16 protein-coding genes are annotated in these 19,865 nt (G+C 72.3%); 13 read left to right on the top strand and 3 right to left on the bottom strand.

Annotation, left to right across the window (positions count from 1 at the left end; all coding sequences use genetic code 11):
* Positions 1-5: 5 nt before the first annotated feature.
* Positions 6-614: a class I SAM-dependent methyltransferase gene (locus FLP10_RS01825; protein ID WP_149159317.1), complete on the bottom strand. Its 609-nt coding sequence runs from the start codon at positions 612-614 to the stop codon at positions 6-8.
* A 57-nt stretch (positions 615-671) separates the two neighbouring features.
* Here FLP10_RS01825 and hflX point away from each other — a divergent pair, with 57 nt between their 5' ends.
* The 4 genes from hflX to FLP10_RS01805 all read left to right on the top strand — a co-directional run bounded on the left by hflX (position 672) and on the right by FLP10_RS01805 (position 6,628).
* A complete protein-coding gene (gene hflX / locus FLP10_RS01820) occupies positions 672-2,198 on the top strand; it encodes a GTPase HflX (RefSeq protein ID WP_149159316.1) in 1,527 nt (508 codons plus the stop codon).
* 262 nt (positions 2,199-2,460) lie between these two features.
* Positions 2,461-3,435 (top strand): methylenetetrahydrofolate reductase, encoded by a 975-nt coding sequence (locus FLP10_RS01815; protein WP_149159315.1) that lies wholly within the window; start codon positions 2,461-2,463, stop codon positions 3,433-3,435.
* Positions 3,432-5,759, top strand: coding sequence for a 5-methyltetrahydropteroyltriglutamate--homocysteine S-methyltransferase (metE, locus tag FLP10_RS01810; RefSeq protein ID WP_149159314.1), 2,328 nt, complete (start codon positions 3,432-3,434; stop codon positions 5,757-5,759). Before FLP10_RS01815 ends, metE begins: the two co-directional genes overlap by 4 nt.
* A 101-nt stretch (positions 5,760-5,860) precedes the next feature.
* Complete coding sequence (locus FLP10_RS01805; protein ID WP_149159313.1) at positions 5,861-6,628, top strand: alpha/beta fold hydrolase; 768 nt, start codon at positions 5,861-5,863, stop codon at positions 6,626-6,628.
* On the opposite strand, the gene lexA is transcribed toward FLP10_RS01805, so the two are convergent.
* Positions 6,625-7,314, bottom strand: coding sequence for a transcriptional repressor LexA (gene lexA, locus FLP10_RS01800; RefSeq protein WP_149159312.1), 690 nt, complete (start codon positions 7,312-7,314; stop codon positions 6,625-6,627). The genes FLP10_RS01805 and lexA overlap by 4 nt on opposite strands.
* A 258-nt stretch (positions 7,315-7,572) precedes the next feature.
* On the opposite strand from lexA, the gene FLP10_RS01795 reads away from it, so the two are divergent.
* From FLP10_RS01795 to FLP10_RS01770, 6 genes are all read left to right on the top strand, one after another.
* Positions 7,573-8,010 carry a LysM peptidoglycan-binding domain-containing protein gene (locus FLP10_RS01795; protein ID WP_149159311.1) on the top strand — a complete coding sequence of 146 codons (438 nt, stop codon included), beginning with the start codon at positions 7,573-7,575 and terminating at the stop codon, positions 8,008-8,010.
* 64 nt (positions 8,011-8,074) lie between these two features.
* Positions 8,075-9,163, top strand: a complete 1,089-nt coding sequence (locus FLP10_RS01790; RefSeq protein WP_149159310.1) for a histidinol-phosphate transaminase — start codon at positions 8,075-8,077, stop codon at positions 9,161-9,163.
* A 74-nt stretch (positions 9,164-9,237) separates the two neighbouring features.
* Positions 9,238-9,852, top strand: a complete 615-nt coding sequence (hisB, locus tag FLP10_RS01785) for an imidazoleglycerol-phosphate dehydratase HisB (protein WP_149159309.1) — start codon at positions 9,238-9,240, stop codon at positions 9,850-9,852.
* A complete protein-coding gene (hisH, locus tag FLP10_RS01780) occupies positions 9,849-10,487 on the top strand; it encodes an imidazole glycerol phosphate synthase subunit HisH (protein WP_149159308.1) in 639 nt (212 codons plus the stop codon). The genes hisB and hisH overlap by 4 nt, the downstream gene beginning before the upstream one ends.
* A gap of 105 nt (positions 10,488-10,592) precedes the next feature.
* Positions 10,593-11,339: a bifunctional 1-(5-phosphoribosyl)-5-((5-phosphoribosylamino)methylideneamino)imidazole-4-carboxamide isomerase/phosphoribosylanthranilate isomerase PriA gene (gene priA / locus FLP10_RS01775; protein ID WP_149159307.1), complete on the top strand. Its 747-nt coding sequence runs from the start codon at positions 10,593-10,595 to the stop codon at positions 11,337-11,339.
* Positions 11,339-12,130 (top strand): SseB family protein, encoded by a 792-nt coding sequence (locus FLP10_RS01770; protein ID WP_149159306.1) that lies wholly within the window; start codon positions 11,339-11,341, stop codon positions 12,128-12,130. The genes priA and FLP10_RS01770 overlap by 1 nt, the downstream gene beginning before the upstream one ends.
* 101 nt (positions 12,131-12,231) lie before the next feature.
* Here the strand turns inward: FLP10_RS01770 and FLP10_RS01765 are convergent, their stop codons facing one another.
* Positions 12,232-12,813 (bottom strand): dihydrofolate reductase family protein, encoded by a 582-nt coding sequence (locus tag FLP10_RS01765; protein ID WP_149162024.1) that lies wholly within the window; start codon positions 12,811-12,813, stop codon positions 12,232-12,234.
* Positions 12,814-13,089: 276 nt separating this feature from the next.
* On the opposite strand from FLP10_RS01765, the gene FLP10_RS01760 reads away from it, so the two are divergent.
* From FLP10_RS01760 to FLP10_RS01750, 3 genes are read left to right on the top strand one after another with little or no spacing between them, the layout of a single operon-like run.
* Positions 13,090-14,475, top strand: a complete 1,386-nt coding sequence (locus FLP10_RS01760; RefSeq protein ID WP_149159305.1) for a pyridoxal phosphate-dependent decarboxylase family protein — start codon at positions 13,090-13,092, stop codon at positions 14,473-14,475.
* Positions 14,476-14,531: 56 nt separating this feature from the next.
* The gene (locus FLP10_RS01755; protein ID WP_149159304.1) at positions 14,532-19,076 is read left to right on the top strand and encodes an ATP-dependent helicase; all 4,545 of its coding nucleotides are present in this window, start codon (positions 14,532-14,534) and stop codon (positions 19,074-19,076) included.
* Positions 19,063-19,842 carry a DNA-formamidopyrimidine glycosylase family protein gene (locus tag FLP10_RS01750; protein WP_149159303.1) on the top strand — a complete coding sequence of 260 codons (780 nt, stop codon included), beginning with the start codon at positions 19,063-19,065 and terminating at the stop codon, positions 19,840-19,842. Before FLP10_RS01755 ends, FLP10_RS01750 begins: the two co-directional genes overlap by 14 nt.
* The last annotated feature ends 23 nt before the right edge of the window (positions 19,843-19,865 follow it).

Genomic DNA, 19,865 nt, shown 5'->3' with positions numbered 1-19,865 from the left:
CGCGCTCACGCGCGGTCGACCCGCAGCACCCGGAACCCCTTCGAGGTCGCCGCGCGCGACACCTCGTACCCGTCGGCGAACTGCTCGGCGAGCCAGCGCTGCAGCGAGTCGGCGCCGAGGTTCTTCTGCACGACGAGCCACGCCGTGCCACCGCGCTGCAGGCGCGGCAGCCAGGTGAGCATCAGCTCGTGCAGGACGGCCTTGCCGACCCGGATCGGCGGGTTCGACCAGATTGTCGCGAACTCGACGCCGTCGGGAACACCGTCGGGTCGCACCGCGTTGACCTTGGACAGGCCGTGACGATCGGCGTTGCGCCGCACGAGGTCGAGGGCCCGGTCGTTCACGTCGACCGCCCAGACCGTCGCCTCGGGCGCGGTGATCGCGAGTGACATCGCGATCGCGCCCCACCCGCAGCCGAGGTCGAGCAGGTGCCCGGTCGCGGGCGGGTCGGGAACCTCGTCGAGTAGCACCGCGGTGCCGCCATCGAGGTGGCCGGGGCTGAACACCGCGGGCGCGGTGACGACCTCCAGGTCGCGCCCCGCGAGCCGGACCGGGATGCTGCGCAGCGATTCGGGCGCAGCGGGGCTCGGCGAGAAGTAGTGCTCCTGGGGCATACGGCGAACCTATCCCAGCTGGGACGGGTCGCAGGAAAGCGAAGTAGGGTGGACAGGATGAACGAAGACGCGCACCAGCACCACGACGACGACGTCGAGCGCGTGCTGCGCAGCGTCGAGCAGCGTGCCGAGGTCACTCGGTTCGACGCGTCGACCGCCACCTCGATCCAGCGAACGGATGCCTCGCCGGCCACCTCGGCCGACGGCGAGCAGTTCGACCGCGACGAGCGCGCGGCGCTTCGGCGCGTCAGCGGACTCTCTACCGAGCTGCAGGATGTCACCGAGGTCGAGTACCGGCAGCTGCGTCTCGAGAACGTCGTACTCATCGGCGTGTACTCGCAGGGCTCGCTCGACGAAGCCGAGAACTCGCTGCGCGAGCTCTCGGCGCTCGCCGAGACCGCGGGCGCGCGTGTGCTCGACGGCGTCCTCCAGCGACGGCCGCACCCCGACCCCAGCACGTACCTGGGCCGCGGCAAGGTCGAAGAGCTGCGCCACATCGTCGCTGCCCTCGGCGCCGACACCGTGGTCGCCGACACCGAGCTCGCCCCGAGCCAGCGGCGTGCCCTCGAGGACGCGGTCAAGGTGAAGGTCATCGACCGCACCGCGGTGATCCTCGACATCTTCAGCCAGCACGCCAAGAGCCGCGAGGGCAAGGCGCAGGTCGAGCTCGCGCAGCTCGAGTATCTGCTGCCGCGCCTGCGCGGCTGGGGCGAGTCGATGAGCCGTCAGGCCGGTGGCCAGGTCGGCGGCGCCGGAGCGGGCATGGGTTCGCGTGGCCCCGGTGAGACGAAGATCGAACTCGATCGTCGCCGCATCCACACCCGCATGGCCAAGCTGCGTCGGCAGATCGCCGGCATGAAGCCGGCCCGAGACGCCAAGCGTGCGAACCGCAAGCGCAATGCGGTGCCGTCGGTCGCGATCGCCGGGTACACGAACGCCGGCAAGTCGAGCCTGCTCAACCGCATCACGGGCGCGGGCGTGCTCGTCGAGAACGCCCTGTTCGCGACCCTCGACGCGACCGTGCGTCGCAACACCACCGCCGACGGCCGGGTGTACACGATCGCCGACACGGTCGGGTTCGTGCGCAACCTTCCCCACCAGCTCGTCGAGGCGTTCCGTTCGACGCTCGAGGAGGTCGGCGACGCCGATCTCATCGTGCACGTCGTCGACGCGGCGCATCCCGACCCCGCCGGGCAGATCGCGACCGTTCGTGACGTGATCGGCGAGGTCGGGGCGCGCGACCTCCCCGAGCTCGTGGTGTTCAACAAAGCCGATCTCGTCACGCCGGAAGAGCGGCTCGTGCTGCGCGGGCTCGAGCCGAACGCCGTGTTCGCGTCGGCTCGCACCGGCGAGGGCGTCGACGAGGTGCTCGACGCGATCGGGCGCATGCTGCCCGACCCGTCGGTCGAGGTCGATCTGCTGGTGCCGTACGATCGCGGCGAGGTGATCTCGAACCTGCATGAGACGTCCCGTGTCCTGTCGATCGAGTACGTCGGCGATGGCACACGCGTGCGTGCGCTGGTCTCGCCCGAACTCGCAGGGCAGCTCGACGCGTTCCGCGTCGGCGCCGGCGCGCTCGCCTGATCGATCGACCGGCCGCGGCGACCGATCCGGTCGACTGAGCCGCTTCGGACGACGCGGCTTCGCGGCATCCGTCACCCTCGGTCACATTTCCCGCGTACGCGACCCGACCTGGCGTATCGTCGCAGATGATCGTCGGCGACGGGCCGGATGCCCGCCGCCAGGAGCGACCGCCGAGCCCGGCACCCGCCCGCGAGCAGACCCGCCGTCCCGCGGGGAGCGCGGCGTGCCGCATCCCGTGTGACGGCATCTCTCGAGGATGCAGATGACCGCGCAGGGGCCTGATTCCCACACCGCCGGCCGACCGCCGGTGTCGTTCGAGCTCTTCCCGCCCCGTTCCGACGCGGCGGCGCTCGCGCTCGGCCGCACCATCGACCGGCTCGCCGAGGCGCGACCCGCGTTCATCTCGGTGACCTTCGGTGCCGGCGGGTCGACGCGCGACCGCTCGTTGACGGTGCTGCGCTACCTCCTCGAACACACCGACGTCGAACCGATGGCCCATCTCACCTGCGTCGGCTCGACGCACGAGGAGGCCAACCGGCTCGTGCGCGAGTTCCTCGACGCGGGCATCACGAGCTTCCTGGCACTGCGCGGCGACCCGCCCGTCGGCGTCGACCCGCACGACCCCGACGCCGGTCTCGGCGAGCTGCGCACTGCGGCCGAGCTCGTGCAGCTCATCCATCGAGTCCAGCAGGAGCGCGAGCCGTTCGGCACCGCGACCATGTCGGGCGTGCCCGGCGCGTCGCGCATCGCCGATCGCCCCCGGCCCGAGCGGGTGGCGGTCGCGGCATTCCCGACGGGGCATCCGCGCTCGCGCAACCTCAGCCAGGACATCGACGCGCTCCTCGCGAAAGAGGTGGCCGGGGCGAATCTCGCGATCACCCAGCTCTTCTGGCATGCCGAGCACTACCTCGACTTCGTCGAGCGTGCCCGCGCCGCCGGCGTGACGATCCCCATCCTCCCCGGAATCATGCCGGTCACCTCGCCCGCCCGACTCGCGAGGCTGACCGAGCTGACCGGGGTCGTGCCGCCGTCCGAGCTCGAGATCGGGCTCGAGGTCGAGCCCGATCTCGAGGCGCAGACCGAACTCGGCGTCGCGTTCGCCGCCCGACTCGTCAGCGACGTCCTCGCGGGCAGCCCACCCGGCGTGCACCTGTACACCTTCAACCGCCATGAGGCCGTGCTCGACGTGCTCGAGCGGGTCGGCATCACCGACGAGAGGACCGCATCAGAACGATGACCGCCGCAACCTTCCCCCACGGCACCGTGCTCGGGTACCCACGCATCGGCCGTCGCCGCGAACTCAAGCGCGCCGTCGAGGCGTACTGGTCGGGCGCGATCGACGCGGCCGAGCTCGCGGCCCGCGCGGCCGACCTGCGCACGGCGACGCGCGAACGACTTGCCGAGCTCGGCCTCGGTCGCACCGACTCGTCGATCCCCGAGACCTTCTCGCACTACGACCAGGTGCTCGACGCGATCGTGGCGACCGGCGCGGTGCCGCCGCGATTCGAGCACCTGCGCGGCGCCGGCGGAGTCGACCTCGACGGCGCGTTCACCCTCGCACGCGGCGACGGCGTCGACGCACCCCTCGAGATGACGAAATGGTTCGACACGAACTACCACTACCTCGTGCCCGAGATCGCGCCCGAGACGGTGTTCGCGGCACGCAGCGACGACCTCGTCGCGCACGTGGTCGAGGCGCGTGCCGCCGGGTTCGTCACCCGGCCGGTGCTCGTGGGCCCGGTCTCGCTGCTGCTGCTCGCCAAGCCTGCCGACGGCGCCCCGGCCGGGTTCCGGCCGATCGACCGCCTCGGCGATCTGCTGCCCGTCTACGCCCGGCTGCTCGCCGATCTGCGAGCGGCGGGTGCCGAGTGGGTGCAGCTCGACGAGCCGGCGCTCGTGAGCGAGTCGCTGCCCGACTCCCGCGAGCGGGCGCTCGTTGCGGCCGCGGAGGCGTACGACGTGCTCGGTGCGGCCGACGACCGCCCGGCGATCTTCGTCGCCGCGCCGTACGGCGAGCTGGGCGACGCGCTCGCGGTGCTGGCGGCATCGCCCGCCGAGGCGATCGGCCTCGATCTCGTGCGCGGCGCGGTGCCCGACCTGCTCGACCCGGCGACCGAGGAGGCGCTCGCCGCCAAGACCCTCGTCGCCGGCGTCGTCGACGGTCGCAACATCTGGCGCGGCGACCTCGCCGCCGCTTTCGATCGCGCTGACGCGCTGCGCTCGCGGTCGGCGAGCGTGGCGGTGTCGACGTCGACGTCGCTGCAGCATGTGCCGCACGACGTCGACGACGAGACCGCGCTCGACGCTCGACTGCGCAGCTGGCTCGCCTTCGCCGATCAGAAGGTCGGGCAGGTGGCGGTGCTCGCTCGTGGGCTGGCCGAAGGGCGCGCGGCCATCTCCGACGAGTTGGATGCCGCGTCGCGTGCGCTGGCCGACCGAGCCGCCGCGCCCGGGGTCCGGGAACCGGCCGTGCGCGCCCGGGTGGCGGCGCTGTCCAGCGCCGACTTCGCCCGTGTCGGCTACGGCGCTCGAGTCGAGGCGCAGGCGTCGCTCGGTCTGCCCGAGTTGCCCACCACGACGATCGGGTCCTTCCCGCAGACCTCCGAGATCCGCCGGGCGCGAGCGCACCTCGCCGGCGGCGAGCTCGACGACGACGGCTACCGCGCCGCGATGCGCGGTGAGATCGAACGGGTCATCCGCCTCCAGGAGGAGCTGGGCCTCGACGTGCTCGTGCACGGCGAGCCCGAGCGCAACGACATGGTGCAGTACTTCGCCGAGCTCCTCGACGGGTTCGCCGTCACCGAGCACGGGTGGGTGCAGTCGTACGGGTCGCGGTGCACGCGGCCGTCGATCCTGTGGGGCGACGTGTCGCGGCCCGCGCCGATGACGGTCGAGTGGTCGGCGTACGCGCAGTCGCTCACCGAGAAGCCGGTGAAAGGCATGCTCACGGGCCCCGTCACGATCCTCGCGTGGTCGTTCGTACGCGACGACCAGCCGCTCGGCGATACTGCGACGCAGGTCGCACTGGCTCTGCGCGACGAGGTCGCCGATCTCGAGCGCGCGGGCATCCGGGTCATCCAGGTCGACGAACCCGCGCTTCGCGAACTGCTGCCGCTGCGCCGGGCCGACCAGCCCGCCTACCTCGACTGGTCGGTGGGAGCGTTCCGGCTCGCCACGGGCGGGGCGGCCCCCGACACGCAGGTGCACACCCACCTCTGCTACTCCGAGTTCGGTGCGATCATCGACGCGATCCGCGGGCTCGATGCGGATGTCACGAGCATCGAAGCCGCACGCAGCCGGATGGAGGTCGTCGACGACCTCGCCTCGAGCGGGTTCGACCACGGCATCGGTCCGGGGGTCTACGACATCCATTCGCCGCGGGTGCCGAGCGCGGAGGAGGTGCGATCGCTCCTCGAGCGCGCCGTCGCCGAGATCCCGGCGACTCGGCTCTGGGTGAACCCCGACTGCGGCCTGAAGACCCGAGGTTACGACGAGACGGTCGCCTCGCTGCGTCACGTCGTCGAAGCGGCACGGGAGGTGCGCGCCGCGTTGGCGGGCTGAGCCCGCCCGTTCGCGCGGGCGGCGCGGCTGAGCGGATGACTCGAAGCATCCGCTCAGCCGCGGCCGGGCCGACGCACAGCCGGCGGCCGTACGCTCTGGGCATGCAGCTCGCAGTGCAGGAGTCGGGGGCGGGGCCCCGGACCGCGATCCTCGTCCACGGCATCATGTCCGACTCGCGCGCCTGGCACCGGGTGACCGCCGAACTCGAGCAGCACGGCTTCCGGGTGATCGCCGTCGACCTCGCCGGTCACGGCCGCAGCCCGCGCTCTCGCAGCTACTCGCCGTCGTCGTGGGCCGACGACGTCATCGAGACCCTCGAACCGATGCTCGACGGTGCGCCTGACGTGGTCATGGGGCACTCGCTCGGCGCCCTCGTCGCGAGCCTCGTCGCCGATCGGCTCGCTCCCCGCGCCGCGATCTACGTCGACCCCGCGTTCGCGTTCCCCCGCGGCATCCGGGGCATGCTCTTCAAGGCCTTCTTCGCGGTCGCGCCGCGCCCGCGACGATCGGCCCTCGTGAAAATGAACCCCCGCTGGGACCCGGCCGACGTCGAGATCGAGCTGGCGACGCTGCGCGACTGGGACAAGCGCACCATTCTCGGCTTCGCCGACACCCGCCCGCTCATGCCGCCCGCCCGCCTCGTCGCGCCGAGCCTCGTCGTGCTCGCCGAGAAGAGCCTGCTCATCACGGATGCGGCGGCCGCCTCGCTGCGCCTGCTCGGCATGACGGTGCAGACCCTGCCCGGCACCGGGCATACCGTGTTCCGCGACGACCACCCGGGGTTCATGCGAACCGTGACCGATTGGCTGGGCTCGCTCGCGCCGACGGTCGCGCCGGTGCCGGTGCCGGTGCCGGTGTCGATTCGCTAGACCGCGCGCATCACCGCGACGACCTTGCCGAGCACCTCGGCGTGGTCGCCGAGAATCGGCTCGAAGGCGGTGTTGCGGGGCAGCAGCCACGTGTGGCCGTCGCGCTGGCGCAGCACCTTCACGGTCGCCTCGCCGTCGAGCATCGCCGCGACGATCTCGCCGTTCTCGGCGGTGGGCTGCGAGCGCACGACGACCCAGTCGCCGTCGCAGATCGCGGCGTCGATCATCGATTCGCCGACGACCTTCAGGATGAACAGCTCGCCCTTGCCGACGAGCTGGCGGGGGAGCGGGAAGACCTCTTCGATCTGCTGCTCGGCCGTGATCGGCACGCCCGCCGCGATGCGACCGACGAGCGGCACCATCGCGGCGTCGCCCACCGGGGCCGCCGAGCCCGACTCGGCGGTGCGCTCCTCGGAGCCGGGCAGCTCGATGAGCACCTCGAGCGCACGCGGCCGATTCGGGTCGCGTCGGAGGTAACCGGCGAGTTCGAGCTGGTTGAGCTGGTGCGTGACGCTCGAGAGCGACGAGAGCCCGACGGCGTCGCCGATCTCGCGCATGCTCGGCGGGTACCCGCGTGAGGCCACCGACGACTGGATCACCTCGAGGATCGAGACCTGCTTCGGGCTGAGGTTGCGCCGGCGGCGCACCCGCCCGGTGTCGCGCTGGCCCTCGGTCTGGTTGGTCACGGGATCCGCCCCTCGTTGCGGCCGCACCGGGCCGATGTCGGTGGTAGGTGATCGACTCGTGTCGACATTCGAAACTGTATCCGGGCGGTGAGCATGCGGCAAACATCTGTTCGAGCGTGTCGCGAACGCGCGCGCGAAGAATCCCGGGCGCCGGGTGGTTGCGCTTCAGTTCATTCGAAGATACATTCGGAACAGAGTTTCGTGTCGGGCGCTCCCGGCCGAGCGCCCGACACGACTCGCCACGCAATCGGAGGGGTCATGAGCTCGTTCGCCGCAACCGGATCCATCGGCGGGTACGCACCACCGCCGCCCGCCGTGCTCTCGTCGGCCACGTCGTCGCAGGCCGGGGCATCACCGGTCTCCGGCCCGGGCACGCCGCTCGCGCCGCGCACGCGGCTGCGCCTCACCCGCCGTGGGCGAGTGGTGCTGACGGCTGTCGCCGGCGTCCCCATCGCACTGTTCACGGCGATGGCCGTGCTCGGTGCCGGTGCCGCGGCGGCCGACACCGACCCCGTCCGCGGCGCGACGTCGTTCCGCACCGTGACGGTCGCGACCGGCGACACGCTCTGGGAGCTCGCCGAATCGATCGCCCCCGGCGAAGACCCGCGCGAGATCATCGACGAGATCGTGCGCCTCAACGGGCTGCGCGACGCGATCCAGCCCGGTCAGCAACTCGCGCTCCCCGTCTTCGAGTGACCTCGCGCGTCGACGGCGTCGCACTCGGCGGGCTCGCGTTCGACGGCGCGGCTAGCATGTTCGGGTGACGAGCCTCGACGACCTCCCCATCCGAGACGACCTCCGCGGCAAGTCGCCCTACGGGGCTCCGCAGGAGGTCGTCCCCGTCGCCCTCAACGTCAACGAGAACACCCATCCGATCCCCGAGGCAGTCGCCCACGACATCGTCGCTCGAATCGCCGCCGCCGTGATCGGGCTGAATCGATACCCCGACCGCGAGTTCACCGAACTGCGCGACGCGCTCGCCGCCTACCTGGGGCACGGGCTCGTCCGTGAGCAGCTCTGGGCGGCGAACGGCTCGAACGAGGTGCTGCAGCACCTGCTGCAGGCGTTCGGCGGGCCGGGCCGCACGGCCCTCGGCTTCGCGCCGACGTACTCGATGTACTCGTTGCTCGCGTCGGGCACCGGCACCGCATGGATCGCCGCCCCTCGCGACGAGGAGTTCGAGCTCTCGCCCGACACGGCGGTGCGTGCCATCCGCGAGCACGACCCCGACCTGGTGCTGCTCTGCGCGCCGAACAACCCCACCGGCACGCCGCTGTCGCTCGAGACGATCCGTGCGGTCGCGGACGCGGCGCACGGCATCGTGATCGTCGACGAGGCGTACCACGAGTTCGCCGACCCCGGCACGCCGAGCGCGCTCGAACTGCTGCCCGACCACCCGCGCCTGGTCGTCTCGCGCACGATGAGCAAGGCGTTCGCGTTCGCGGGCGCGCGGGTCGGCTACCTCGCCGCCGATCCGGCGGTCGTCGACGCGCTGCGGCTCGTACGGCTGCCGTACCACCTGTCGGCGCTGACTCAGGCGGCCGCGCTGGGGGCACTCGCGCACAGCGACCTCATGCTCGGGATGGTCGACGAAATCCGCGGCCAGCGTGAGCGCATCTCGGCCGAGCTCTCCCGGCTCGGCTTCCACCCGTACCGCAGCGGCTCGAACTTCGTGCTCTTCGGTGGCGTCGACGACCCGCACGCCGTGTTCGAGGCGCTGCTGGCCCGAGGCATCCTGATCCGCGAGATCGGCCTGCCCAACACCCTCCGCGTCACGGCCGGCACCGAGATCGAGACGACCGCGTTCCTCGAGGCGATCGCCGCGTTCGCTCCGAACCGCCACGGGTAGTGCCCGAACCGCTTGCCCGAAGGGCATACGAAGCGCGCCGAGACGTGCCGAATCGGCCCGAATAGGATGGACGTATGACCACCCCGACCGCACGGCGGATCGCCCGCGTGCAGCGCGAGACGAGCGAATCGAGCATCGACCTGTCGGTCGACCTCGACGGCACCGGCACCAGCGACATCGAGACGGGCGTGCCGTTCTACGACCACCTGCTCACCGCGTTCGCGAAGCACTCGCTGACCGACCTCACCGTTCGGGCGACGGGCGACGTGCACATCGACGTTCATCACACCGTCGAGGACGTGGGCATCGTGCTGGGGCAGGCGATCCGCGAGTCGCTCGGCGACAAGCGCGGCATCTCGCGCTACGGCGACGCGCTGGTGCCGCTCGACGACGCACTCACGCAGGCCGTCGTCGACATCTCGGGGCGGCCGTACCTGGTGCACACCGGCGAGCCCGAGGGCTTCGAGTTCCACCTCATCGGCGGTCACTTCACGGGTTCGATGGTGCGGCACGTGTTCGAGGCGATCGCGTACAACGCGGCGCTCACCGTGCACGTGAACGTCCTCGCGGGCCGTGACCCGCACCACATCGCCGAGAGCGAGTTCAAGGCGTTCGCGCGCGCGTTCCGCCAGGCGAAGGCGTTCGACCCGCAGGTCAGCGGCGTCCCCTCGACGAAGGGCGCCCTGTGACGCGTCCGAAGCGGGTGGTGCTGCTCGACTACGGGTCGGGCAACGTCCACTCCGCTGCCAAGGCGCTCGAGCGTGCCGGAGCCGAGGTCGAGCTGACCGCCGATCGCACCGCGGCGCTCGAGGCCGACGGGCTCGTGGTTCCCGGCGTCGGCGCGTTCGCCGCGGTCATGCAGCAGCTTCGCGCGGTGCGCGGCGACGAGGTGGTCGACCGGCGACTCGCCGGCGGCAGGCCGGTGCTCGGCATCTGCGTCGGCATGCAGGTGATGTTCGAGCACGGCGTCGAGCGTGGCGTCGACACCGAGGGCCTCGGCGAGTGGCCGGGCTCGGTGACCGAACTGCCCGCCGAAGTGCTGCCGCACATGGGCTGGAACACGGTCGACGCAGGCGAGGGCAGCGTGCTGTTCGACGGCATCGAAGACGAGCGCTTCTACTTCGTGCATTCGTTCGCCGCGCAGTCGTGGTCACTCGACGTCATGCCGCCGTTCCCGCGGCCGAGCCTCACGTGGGCCGATCACGGCGGCCGGTTCCTTGCCGCCGTCGAGAACGGACCGCTGTCGGCGACGCAGTTCCACCCCGAGAAATCGGCCGAGGCCGGCATCAAGCTGCTCGCGAACTGGCTGCGATCGCTCGACTGAGAACTGAGCCGGCCTCAGTGATGGTCAACGCCGGGGCTCCGACGCGACTAGGATGCTGTGACTGTGCCGAACGCCGAATTTGCGGCATCCGATTCGAGGACAGTGATGAGTGAGTTCAACAAGACCCCCCGCCTGGTACTGCTTCCGGCGGTCGACGTCGCGGGGGGCAAGGCGGTCCGCCTGACCAAGGGCGAGGCCGGCACCGAGACGAGCTACGGCGACCCGGTCGACGCGGCGGTCGACTGGGCCGACCAGGGCGCCGAGTGGATCCACCTCGTCGACCTCGACGCGGCATTCGGTCGCGGATCCAACGGCGGCGTGCTGAAGAAGGTCATCCGCCAGGTCAGAGGTGTGAACGTCGAGCTCTCGGGCGGCATCCGCGACGACGCGTCGCTCGAGCACGCGCTCGAGATCGGCGCGAAGCGCATCAACCTCGGCACCGCGGCCCTCGAGAACCCCGAGTGGGCGGCCTCGGTCATCGCGCAGTACGGCGAGGCGATCGCCGTCGGCCTCGACGTGCGCGGCACGACGCTCGCCGCACGCGGCTGGACGAAGGACGGCGGCGACCTGTGGGCCGTCATGGACCGCCTCGAGGACGCCGGCGCTGCCCGCTACGTCGTCACCGACGTCACCAAGGACGGCACCCTGCAGGGGCCGAACGTCGACCTGCTTCGTCAGGTGATGGAGCGCACACGCCGCCCCGTCGTCGCGTCGGGCGGCATCTCGAGCCTCGACGACATCGCGACGCTCCGCGAGCTGGTTCCCCAGGGCCTCGAGGGCGCGATCGTGGGCAAGGCGCTGTACGCGGGCGCGTTCACGCTGCCCGAAGCCCTGGACGTCGCTTCGCACTGATGGTCGCGGACGCTGGGCGACCGGATACCCCGGGCGGCGACGCCGATTCGGCCGGTCGCCCCTGGGCGGGGCGGTCGTTCGAGCAGAACCCGCATGCGGCCGACGACGGCAGCGCACCGCCGCTGCTCGCGGCAGCCGTCGGCCGCTTCCGGTCGGGTGACGGCGGGCAGGCCGATGTCGTGCAGGCGTTCGGCGCCTCGCGGCTCCTGATCCCGCTGCTCGCCGAACTCGGCGACGGGGGAATCGAGCTCGGTGCGCACGGTCTCGCCATCGACAAGAGCCAGGAGCTCTCGATCGTCACGGTCGCCGGCCCCGACGGCCGGCGAGTGCTGCCGGTCTTCTCGTCGGTCGCGGCGATGTCGCGCTGGAATCCGGCTGCCCGGCCGGTGCCCGCCGACGGGGTGCGCGTCGCCCTGGCGGCCGCCGACGACGGCACCGACCTCGTCGTGCTCGACCCGGGCTCGCCCGGCGAGTTCGTGCTGCGCCGGCCGGCGGTCTGGGCGGTGGCGCAGTCGCGGCCGTGGCGACCGCCGTTCGAGTCCGATGAGGTGCAGGCGGCCTTCGAGCGCTCGATCGCGACCGAGCTCGCGGTCGTGGGCGTCGAGCTGCGCGCCGGAGACGCCGACGCGCGGCTCGCCGGCCCAGAGCTGGTGGTGCGCCTGGCCCTCGTGGCAGGTCTGACGCGCGAGGAGCTCGACGCCACGACGGCGCGCCTCGCCAGGCGGTGGGCGGCTGACGACCTGATCGCCACCGCGGTCGACTCGCTCACGGTGCGGCTCACCGCGAGCTGAGACATCCGCGCCGCGTCGATGCGCGCCCGAGCGACCCGACGATCGCCCGGTCTGCAGTCGAGGGTGTCGTCGCGTGTGCCGTTCGCTCCCGTCCAGATCGCTCAACGGCGTACGCGATAGCGCAGGTGAAGCACCCGGTTGCCCTCGATCACCACGTCGGGGTCCTCCAAGAGGTGCTGCGCGCGGACCGACCCGAAGTACCGCTTGCCGGACCCGAACACGACGGGTGCGACATCCATGCGCACCTCGTCGACCAGGCCCGCGACGAGTGCCTGGCCACCGACGTCGCCTGCGGCGAACTCGACGATGCGGTCACCCGCAAGCTCCCGCGCCCTGTCCACGGCGGCCTCGATGCCGTCGACGAAGTGGAACGGCGCCTCGGGATCCCAGCCTTCGGGCCTGCCCCGGTGGGTCACGACGACGACGTGGTCGATCCCGCTCGGCGGCGTCCCGTCCCAGCCGTCCGTGATGTCGAAGACGTGGCGACCGGCGATCGTCACCCCGACCTGATCCCAGTACGGCCGGATGTGGTCGTAGGACGCCTGCGACACCTTCAAGACGCCGCTGTCATCCAGCGGCACGTCACCGCTGACCAACCACTCGAACAGCGGTCCCGGATCGTCGTTCTCGTCGGCGATGAAGCCGTCGACCGACACCGAGGCATTCATGACCACTGTGCTCATGGGGCGCTCCTCTGCGTTGGAATACCTTCTGGTGAGGAGTTGCTCGCTGTCGCGCTTGAAGGAAATCACTCGGCCGGCAGCGACCAGAGCCGCCTCCACCCGGCCGGGTGCTCGCGCAGGAGCCGCCGCCGCAGCATGCTGGACCCGTACTCCTCGCCCTCCTCGCCGACAGTATCGCCGACGCTCCGCCCCGCCCACACCCCGCAGGGGAAGAGCCGGATTGCCGCTGCGGCGCGCGCGGCGCATGATGGGCGTGTCGTTCGAGGGGAGCACGACATGCCCGATGACGAGTACACGGCGGTGCTGGCCGCGGCCGAGCACCACGCGCGCGAGTGGCTGAACTCGGTGGGGGAGCGGCCGGTCGCTGCGGCTGCGACACCCGAGGAGGTCGCTGCGGCGCTCGGTACCGAACTCGATGATGAAGGCCGCGATCCCGCCGCCGTCATCGACGAGCTGGCCGAGGCGATCGAGCCGGGACTCACGGCGATGTCGTCGCCGCGGTTCTACGGGTTCGTGATCGGTGGCATCCACCCCGCCGCGCTCGGCGCGGACTGGCTCGTCTCGGCATGGGACCAGAACACCGGCTCGCGCATCCCGACGCCGGGCACCGCAGCCGTCGAGGAACTGGCCGCGAGGTGGCTGCTCGACCTCTTCGGGCTGCCGCCGGGCAGCGGGGTCGGCTTCGTCACCGGCGGCACCACGGCGAACCTCTCGTGCGTGCTGTCCGCGCGGGGCGAGGTGCTGCGGCGAGCCGGATGGGACGTCGAACGCGATGGCCTGGCGGGCGCACCCCCGGTGCGGTTCCTCGCCGGCGACGCCGTGCACAGCTCGATGGCGCTCGCGGGCCGGATGGCGGGCCTCGGCCTGCCGCGCACGGTCGGGGCCGACGACGAGGGCCGTATCGACGTGCGCGGCCTCGAGGCCGCGCTCGCCGAGGGCGCCGGGCCGGTGATCGTCGCGCTGCAGGCCGGCGACGTGCACTCGGGCGCCTTCGACGACTTCGCGGCGGCGATCGACGTCGCGCACGCCGCGGGCGCGTGGGTGCACGTCGACGGGGCATTCGGGCTGTGGGCGTCGGCGAGTCCGTCGCTGCGGCACCTCGTGACGGGCTTCGAGGCGGCCGACTCATGGGCGACCGACGCGCATAAGACGCTCAACGTGCCCTACGACTGCGGCGTGGCGATCGTACGCGACGAGTCGGCGATGGCGGCGGCGCTCGGCGCCCACGCGGCGTACCTGCCCGTCCCCGGCGCCGTGTCCGAACCGTACGATCACACGCCCGAGTTGTCGCGCCGGGCCCGCGGCGTGTCCGTGTGGGCGACGCTGCGCTCGCTCGGACGGGCCGGCGTCGCCGACCTCGTCGACGGCCTCGTCGCATCGGCTCGCGACCTCGCCGACGGCCTCGCCGCCCTGCCCGGGCTCGAGATCGTCAACGACGTCGTCTTCACGCAGGTCTGCGTCGCGGCCGAGGACGACGCACGCACGGCGGCGCTCGTGCGCGGTCTGGTCGACGACGGCGTCGTCTGGGCATCGCCGTCGCGCTGGAGGGGTCGCGAGATCGTGCGCTTCTCGGTGAGCAATCGAGGCACGGATGCCACGGAGGTGGCCCGCACGATCGAAGCCGTCGAGCGGGTGCTCGGCGAACTGCCCTCGGACGGCTGAACGGCGCCGACCGCAGCGCTGCGCGGATGTCGGCGGTGCGCGGCAGGATGGACGGGATGGTGGATGCCCCGCTCGACGCCTTCTCGGAAGCCACGCGCACGTGGTTCGCCGAGTCGTTCCGCGCGCCGACGACCGTGCAGGCCGCCGCGTGGGCGGCGATCGGGCGCGGCGCGCACGCCCTGGTCGTCGCGCCGACGGGGTCGGGCAAGACGCTGTCGGCGTTCCTCTCGGCGATCGACCGGCTGCACGCCGAGCCGCCGCCGACCGAGTCCGGCACGCGTGTCGTGTACCTCTCGCCGCTGAAGGCGCTCGGCGTCGACGTCGAACGCAACCTGCGGGCGCCGCTCACCGGTATCGCACGGGTGTCCGAGCGACTCGGCGTCGAGCCGCCGCACGTGAGCGTCGGGGTGCGCTCGGGCGACACCCCCGCCTCCGACCGGCGTGCGCTGCTGCGTACGCCGCCCGACATCCTCATCACCACGCCCGAGTCGCTGTTCCTCATGCTCACCTCGCAGGCGCGCGAAACCCTTCGCACCGTCGAGACGGTGATCGTCGACGAGATCCACGCAGTCGCGGCGACGAAGCGCGGCGCGCACCTCGCGCTCTCGCTCGAGCGCCTCGACGCGCTGCTGCCGAAGCCCGCCCAGCGCATCGGGCTCTCGGCGACGGTGCGGCCGGTCGACGAGGTGGCGCGGTTCCTCTGCGCGAGCGCGCCGGTCGAGATCGTCGCCCCGCCGAGCGAGAAGCGGTTCGACCTGCGGGTGGTGGTGCCGGTCGAAGACATGGCGCAGCTGCCCGCGAACGACGACGCGACCGGGTCGATCTGGCCGCACGTCGAGGAGGCGATCCTCGACCAGGTGCTGGCGCACCGATCGTCGATCGTGTTCGCCAACTCCCGCAGGCTCGCCGAACGCCTCACGGCGCGATTGAACGAACTCGCGCTCGAGGCATCCGAACGCGACGCGCTCCTCGTGGCCAACGCGGCGACCGGTCCGCCCGCTGCGGTCATGGCGCAGTCGGGCTCGACGTCTGGCGCGCCGCAGGTGCTCGCCCGCGCCCATCACGGCTCGGTGAGCAAAGAGCAGCGCGCCGAGATCGAAGACGACCTGAAGAGCGGGCGGCTGCGCTGCGTGGTGGCGACGTCGAGCCTCGAACTCGGCATCGACATGGGCGCGGTCGACCTGGTCGTGCAGGTCGAGTCGCCGCCCTCGGTCTCGAGCGGGCTGCAGCGGCTCGGCCGAGCCGGCCACCAGGTGGGCGAGGTGTCGCGCGGGGTGATCTTCCCGAAGCAGCGCGCCGACCTCGTGCACGCAGCGGTCACGAGCGAGCGCATGCTCGCGGGCGCGATCGAGACCATGCGGGTGCCGGCGAACCCGCTCGACATCCTCGCCCAGCAGACCATCGCGGCCGCCGCGGTCGATCCGCTCGACGTCGACGGGTGGTTCGACGCGGTGCGGCGTGCGGCGCCGTTCGCCGGTCTGCCGAGGTCGGCGTACGAGGCGACGCTCGACCTGCTCGCCGGCCGCTATCCGTCCGACCGCTTCGGCGAGCTGCGCCCGCGCATCGTGTGGGATCGCCAGGCCGGCACGATCGTCGGCCGCCCCGGTGCGCAACGGCTCGCCGTCACCAGCGGCGGCACGATCCCCGATCGAGGCATGTTCGGCGTGTTCCTCGTCGGCGACGAGGCGGGCGGTCGGCGCGTGGGCGAACTCGACGAAGAGATGGTCTACGAGTCGCGAGTCGGCGACGTGTTCGCGCTCGGCGCGACGAGCTGGCGCATCCAAGAGATCACGTTCGATCGGGTGAACGTGGTGCCCGCGTTCGGACAGCCCGGGCGGGTGCCGTTCTGGAAGGGCGACGGGCTCGGCCGGCCCGCCGAGCTCGGGCGGGCCCTCGGCGGGTTCATGCGCGAGCTCTCGACGGCCGCCGTCGCCGACGCGCAGGTGCGCATCACCGCCGCCGGCCTCGACCGATTCGCGGCCGCGAATCTGCTCGCCTTCCTCGCCGACCAGCGCAAGGCAACCGGGCACGTGCCGAGCGATCGCACGCTGGTGGTCGAACGCACCCGCGACGAGTTGGGCGACTGGCGGGTCATCCTGCACTCGCCGTTCGGCATGCCGGTGCACGCACCGTGGGCACTCGCGGTGGCCGCACGGGTGCGTGAGCGGCACGGCGTCGACGGTGCTGCGGTCGCCGCCGACGACGGCATCATCGTGCGCATTCCCGACACCGGGGTCGATCCGCCGGGTGCCGACCTGTTCGTGTTCGAGGCCGACGAGCTCGAACAGCTCGTGACCGACGAGGTGGGCAGTTCGGCGCTGTTCGCGAGCCGATTCCGCGAGTGCGCGGCACGCGCCCTGCTGCTGCCGAACTACCAGCCCGGGCGGCGCTCGCCGCTCTGGCAGCAGCGCCAGCGCGCCGCGCAGCTGCTCGAGGTCGCGAGCGCCTTCCCGACCTTCCCGATCATCCTCGAGACCGTGCGCGAGGTGCTGCAAGACGTCTACGACGTGCCCGCGCTGACCGAGCTCGCGCGCGACATCGCCGCACGGCGGGTGCGCCTGGTCGAGACCACGACGGATTCGCCGAGCCCCTTCGCCAGCTCACTCCTGTTCGGCTACGTCGGCGCGTTCATGTACGAGGGCGACTCGCCCCTGGCCGAGCGCAGAGCGGCCGCGCTGGCGATCGACTCGGCCCTGCTCGGCGAGCTCCTCGGCCGGGTCGAGTTGCGCGAGCTGCTCGACCCCGGCGTCATCGAGCAGACCGAGCGCGAGCTGCAGCGACTCGCCGACGACCGCAGGGTGCGCGGCACCGAGGGCGTCGCCGACCTGCTTCGCGTGCTCGGTCCGCTGACCGACGACGAGGTCGCCGCACGCGTCGCCGACGACACGGATGCCTCGTCGGCGACCGCCGAGCTCATCGCGGCGCGGCGAGCGGTGCGGCTCACCTTCGCGGGGCGCGAGCACGTCGCTGCCGTCGAGGACGTCGGTCGGCTGCGTGATGCGCTCGGCGTCCCGGTGCCACCGGGCGTCGCCGTGGCGTTCGCCGAGCACGTCGGCGATCCGCTCGGCGATCTGGTCGGCCGGTATGCGCGTACGCACGGCCCGTTCGGCGCAGAGGAGGCCGCCGATCGGTTCGGTATCGGGGTCGCGGTCGCGAAGGCCGCGCTGCGCCGGCTCGCCGACGAGCGGCGCGTCGTCGAGGGCGAGTTCCGCCCGAACGGCACCACGACCGAGTGGTGCGACGCCGAGGTGCTGCGGCGGCTTCGCCGGCGCTCGCTGGCCGCGCTGCGCCACGAGGTCGAGCCAGTGCCGCAGCGGGCACTGGCGAGGTTCCTGCCCGAGTGGCAGCACGTCGGCCGGCCGCTGCGCGGCATCGACGGCGTGCTGGCGGCGATCGAGCAGCTCGAAGGCGCGCGCCTTCCCGCGTCGGCGTGGGAATCGCTGGTGCTCCCGGCACGAGTCTCCGACTACAGCCCCGCGATGCTCGACGAGCTGATGGCGACCGGCGAGGTCGTGTGGGCGGGCGCCGGCGCGCTCGCCGGCGACGACGGGTGGGTCACACTGCACCTGGCCGAGTCGGCGCCGCTCACGCTCGAGCCGGCGCTCGAGGTCGAGACGACGCCGTTGCAGCGCGAGATCCTCGTCGCCCTCGGGTCGGGCGGCGCCTACTTCTTCCGCCAGCTCGCCGACGCGGTTGGCAGCTTCGGTGAACTCGAGAGCCCCGTCGCCGACGACGAACTGGTCGAGGCGCTGTGGGGCCTCGCCTGGGCCGGTCTGATCACGAACGACACGTTCGCCCCGCTGCGCGCGCTCGTCGCGGGCGGGCGCAGCGCGCACAAGGCTCCGCGCCAAACGCCCAGGTCGCGGATGCTCCGGGGCAGGTCGCTCCCGCGACCCAGCATGCCGAGCCGTACCGGGCCGCCCTCGGTCGCGGGCCGGTGGTCGATCCTGCCGGTTCCCGACGACGATGCCACCCGCCGTGCGCACGCCCTCGGCGAGATGTTGCTCGACCGGTACGGCGTGGTCACGCGCGGCACCGCCGTCGCCGAAGGGGTCATCGGCGGGTTCGCGCTCGTCTACCGCACGCTGCGCGGATTCGAGGAGTCGGGTCGCGCGCGCCGCGGCTACTTCGTCGACCGGCTCGGCGCCGCGCAGTTCGCCGGCGCGGGTGCGGTCGACCGCCTGCGGGGCTATGCCGATCGCGACGACCGGCCGACCGCCGACGAGCCGAAGGTCGTCGTGCTCGCCGCGACCGACCCGGCGAACGCGTACGGCGCCGCCCTGGGCTGGCCCGATCCGCCGGGCGAGAGCTCGCACCGTGCGGCGCGCAAGGCCGGGGCGCTCGTCGCCCTCGTCGACGGCGAGCTCGTCGGTTACGTCGAACGCGGCGGCAAGACCATGCTCGCCTACGTCGACGACGAACGGGTGCTGCGGGCGGCTGCCGACGCGATCGCCGGACTCGTTCGCAGCGGCCGCGTCCGGCGGCTCGCGGTCGAGAGCGTCAACGGCGGCTTCGTCATCGGCACACCGCTCGGCCGGGCGCTGCAGGCCGCCGGGTTCGCCGAGACGCCGAAGGGGCTCCGCATCGATGCCCGAGGGTGACACCGTCTTCCAGACCGCAGTGCGGCTCCGGCGGGCGCTCGAGGGCCGGCTGCTCACCCGCACCGACTTCCGGGTGCCGAGGTTCGCGACCGTCGACCTGTCGGGCCGCACGGTCGACGAGGTCGCCGCGCGCGGCAAACACCTGCTCATTCGCACGGGCGATGCCACAATCCACTCCCACCTGAAGATGGAGGGCAGCTGGCGGGTGTTCCGGCCGGGCGAGCGGTGGAACCGCCCGGCTCACCTGGCTCGCGCGGTGCTCGAGACGTCCGACGCGGTGGCGGTGGGGTTCGAGCTCGGCATGGTCGAGGTCATCGCGCGCGACGCCGAGCCCGATGCGGTCGGATACCTCGGGCCCGACCTGCTCGGACCCGACTGGGATGCCGGAGAGGCGGTGCGACGTATCGCGACAGCTCCCGACGTGCCGATCGCGGTGGCCCTGCTCGACCAGCGCAACCTCGCCGGCCTCGGCAACGTCTACGTCAACGAGCTGTGCTTCCTCCGAGGCATCCGACCGCACCGGCGCATCGGCGACGTGTCCGACCTCGACGCGGTCGTCGACCTGGGGCGACGGCTCATCGTCGCGAACCGCGACCGCATCGCGCGGGTGACCACGGGCGTCGACCGACGCGGTGAGCGACTCTGGGTCTACGGGCGCGGCGGCGAGCCGTGCCGCCGCTGCGGCACTCGCATCGACCGGGGCGAGCTCGGCCGCGTCGAGGGTGAGGAGCGCGTCACGTTCTGGTGCCCGAACTGCCAGCGGTGAGCGTGCAACGGCGCAGACGGACG

The sequence above is a fragment of the Agromyces intestinalis genome (genome assembly GCF_008365295.1).
In the GTDB taxonomy this organism is placed as follows: domain Bacteria; phylum Actinomycetota; class Actinomycetes; order Actinomycetales; family Microbacteriaceae; genus Agromyces; species Agromyces intestinalis.
The sequence above is the reverse complement of the archived record's forward strand: the minus strand, read 5'-3'. Positions and strand labels throughout refer to the sequence as shown.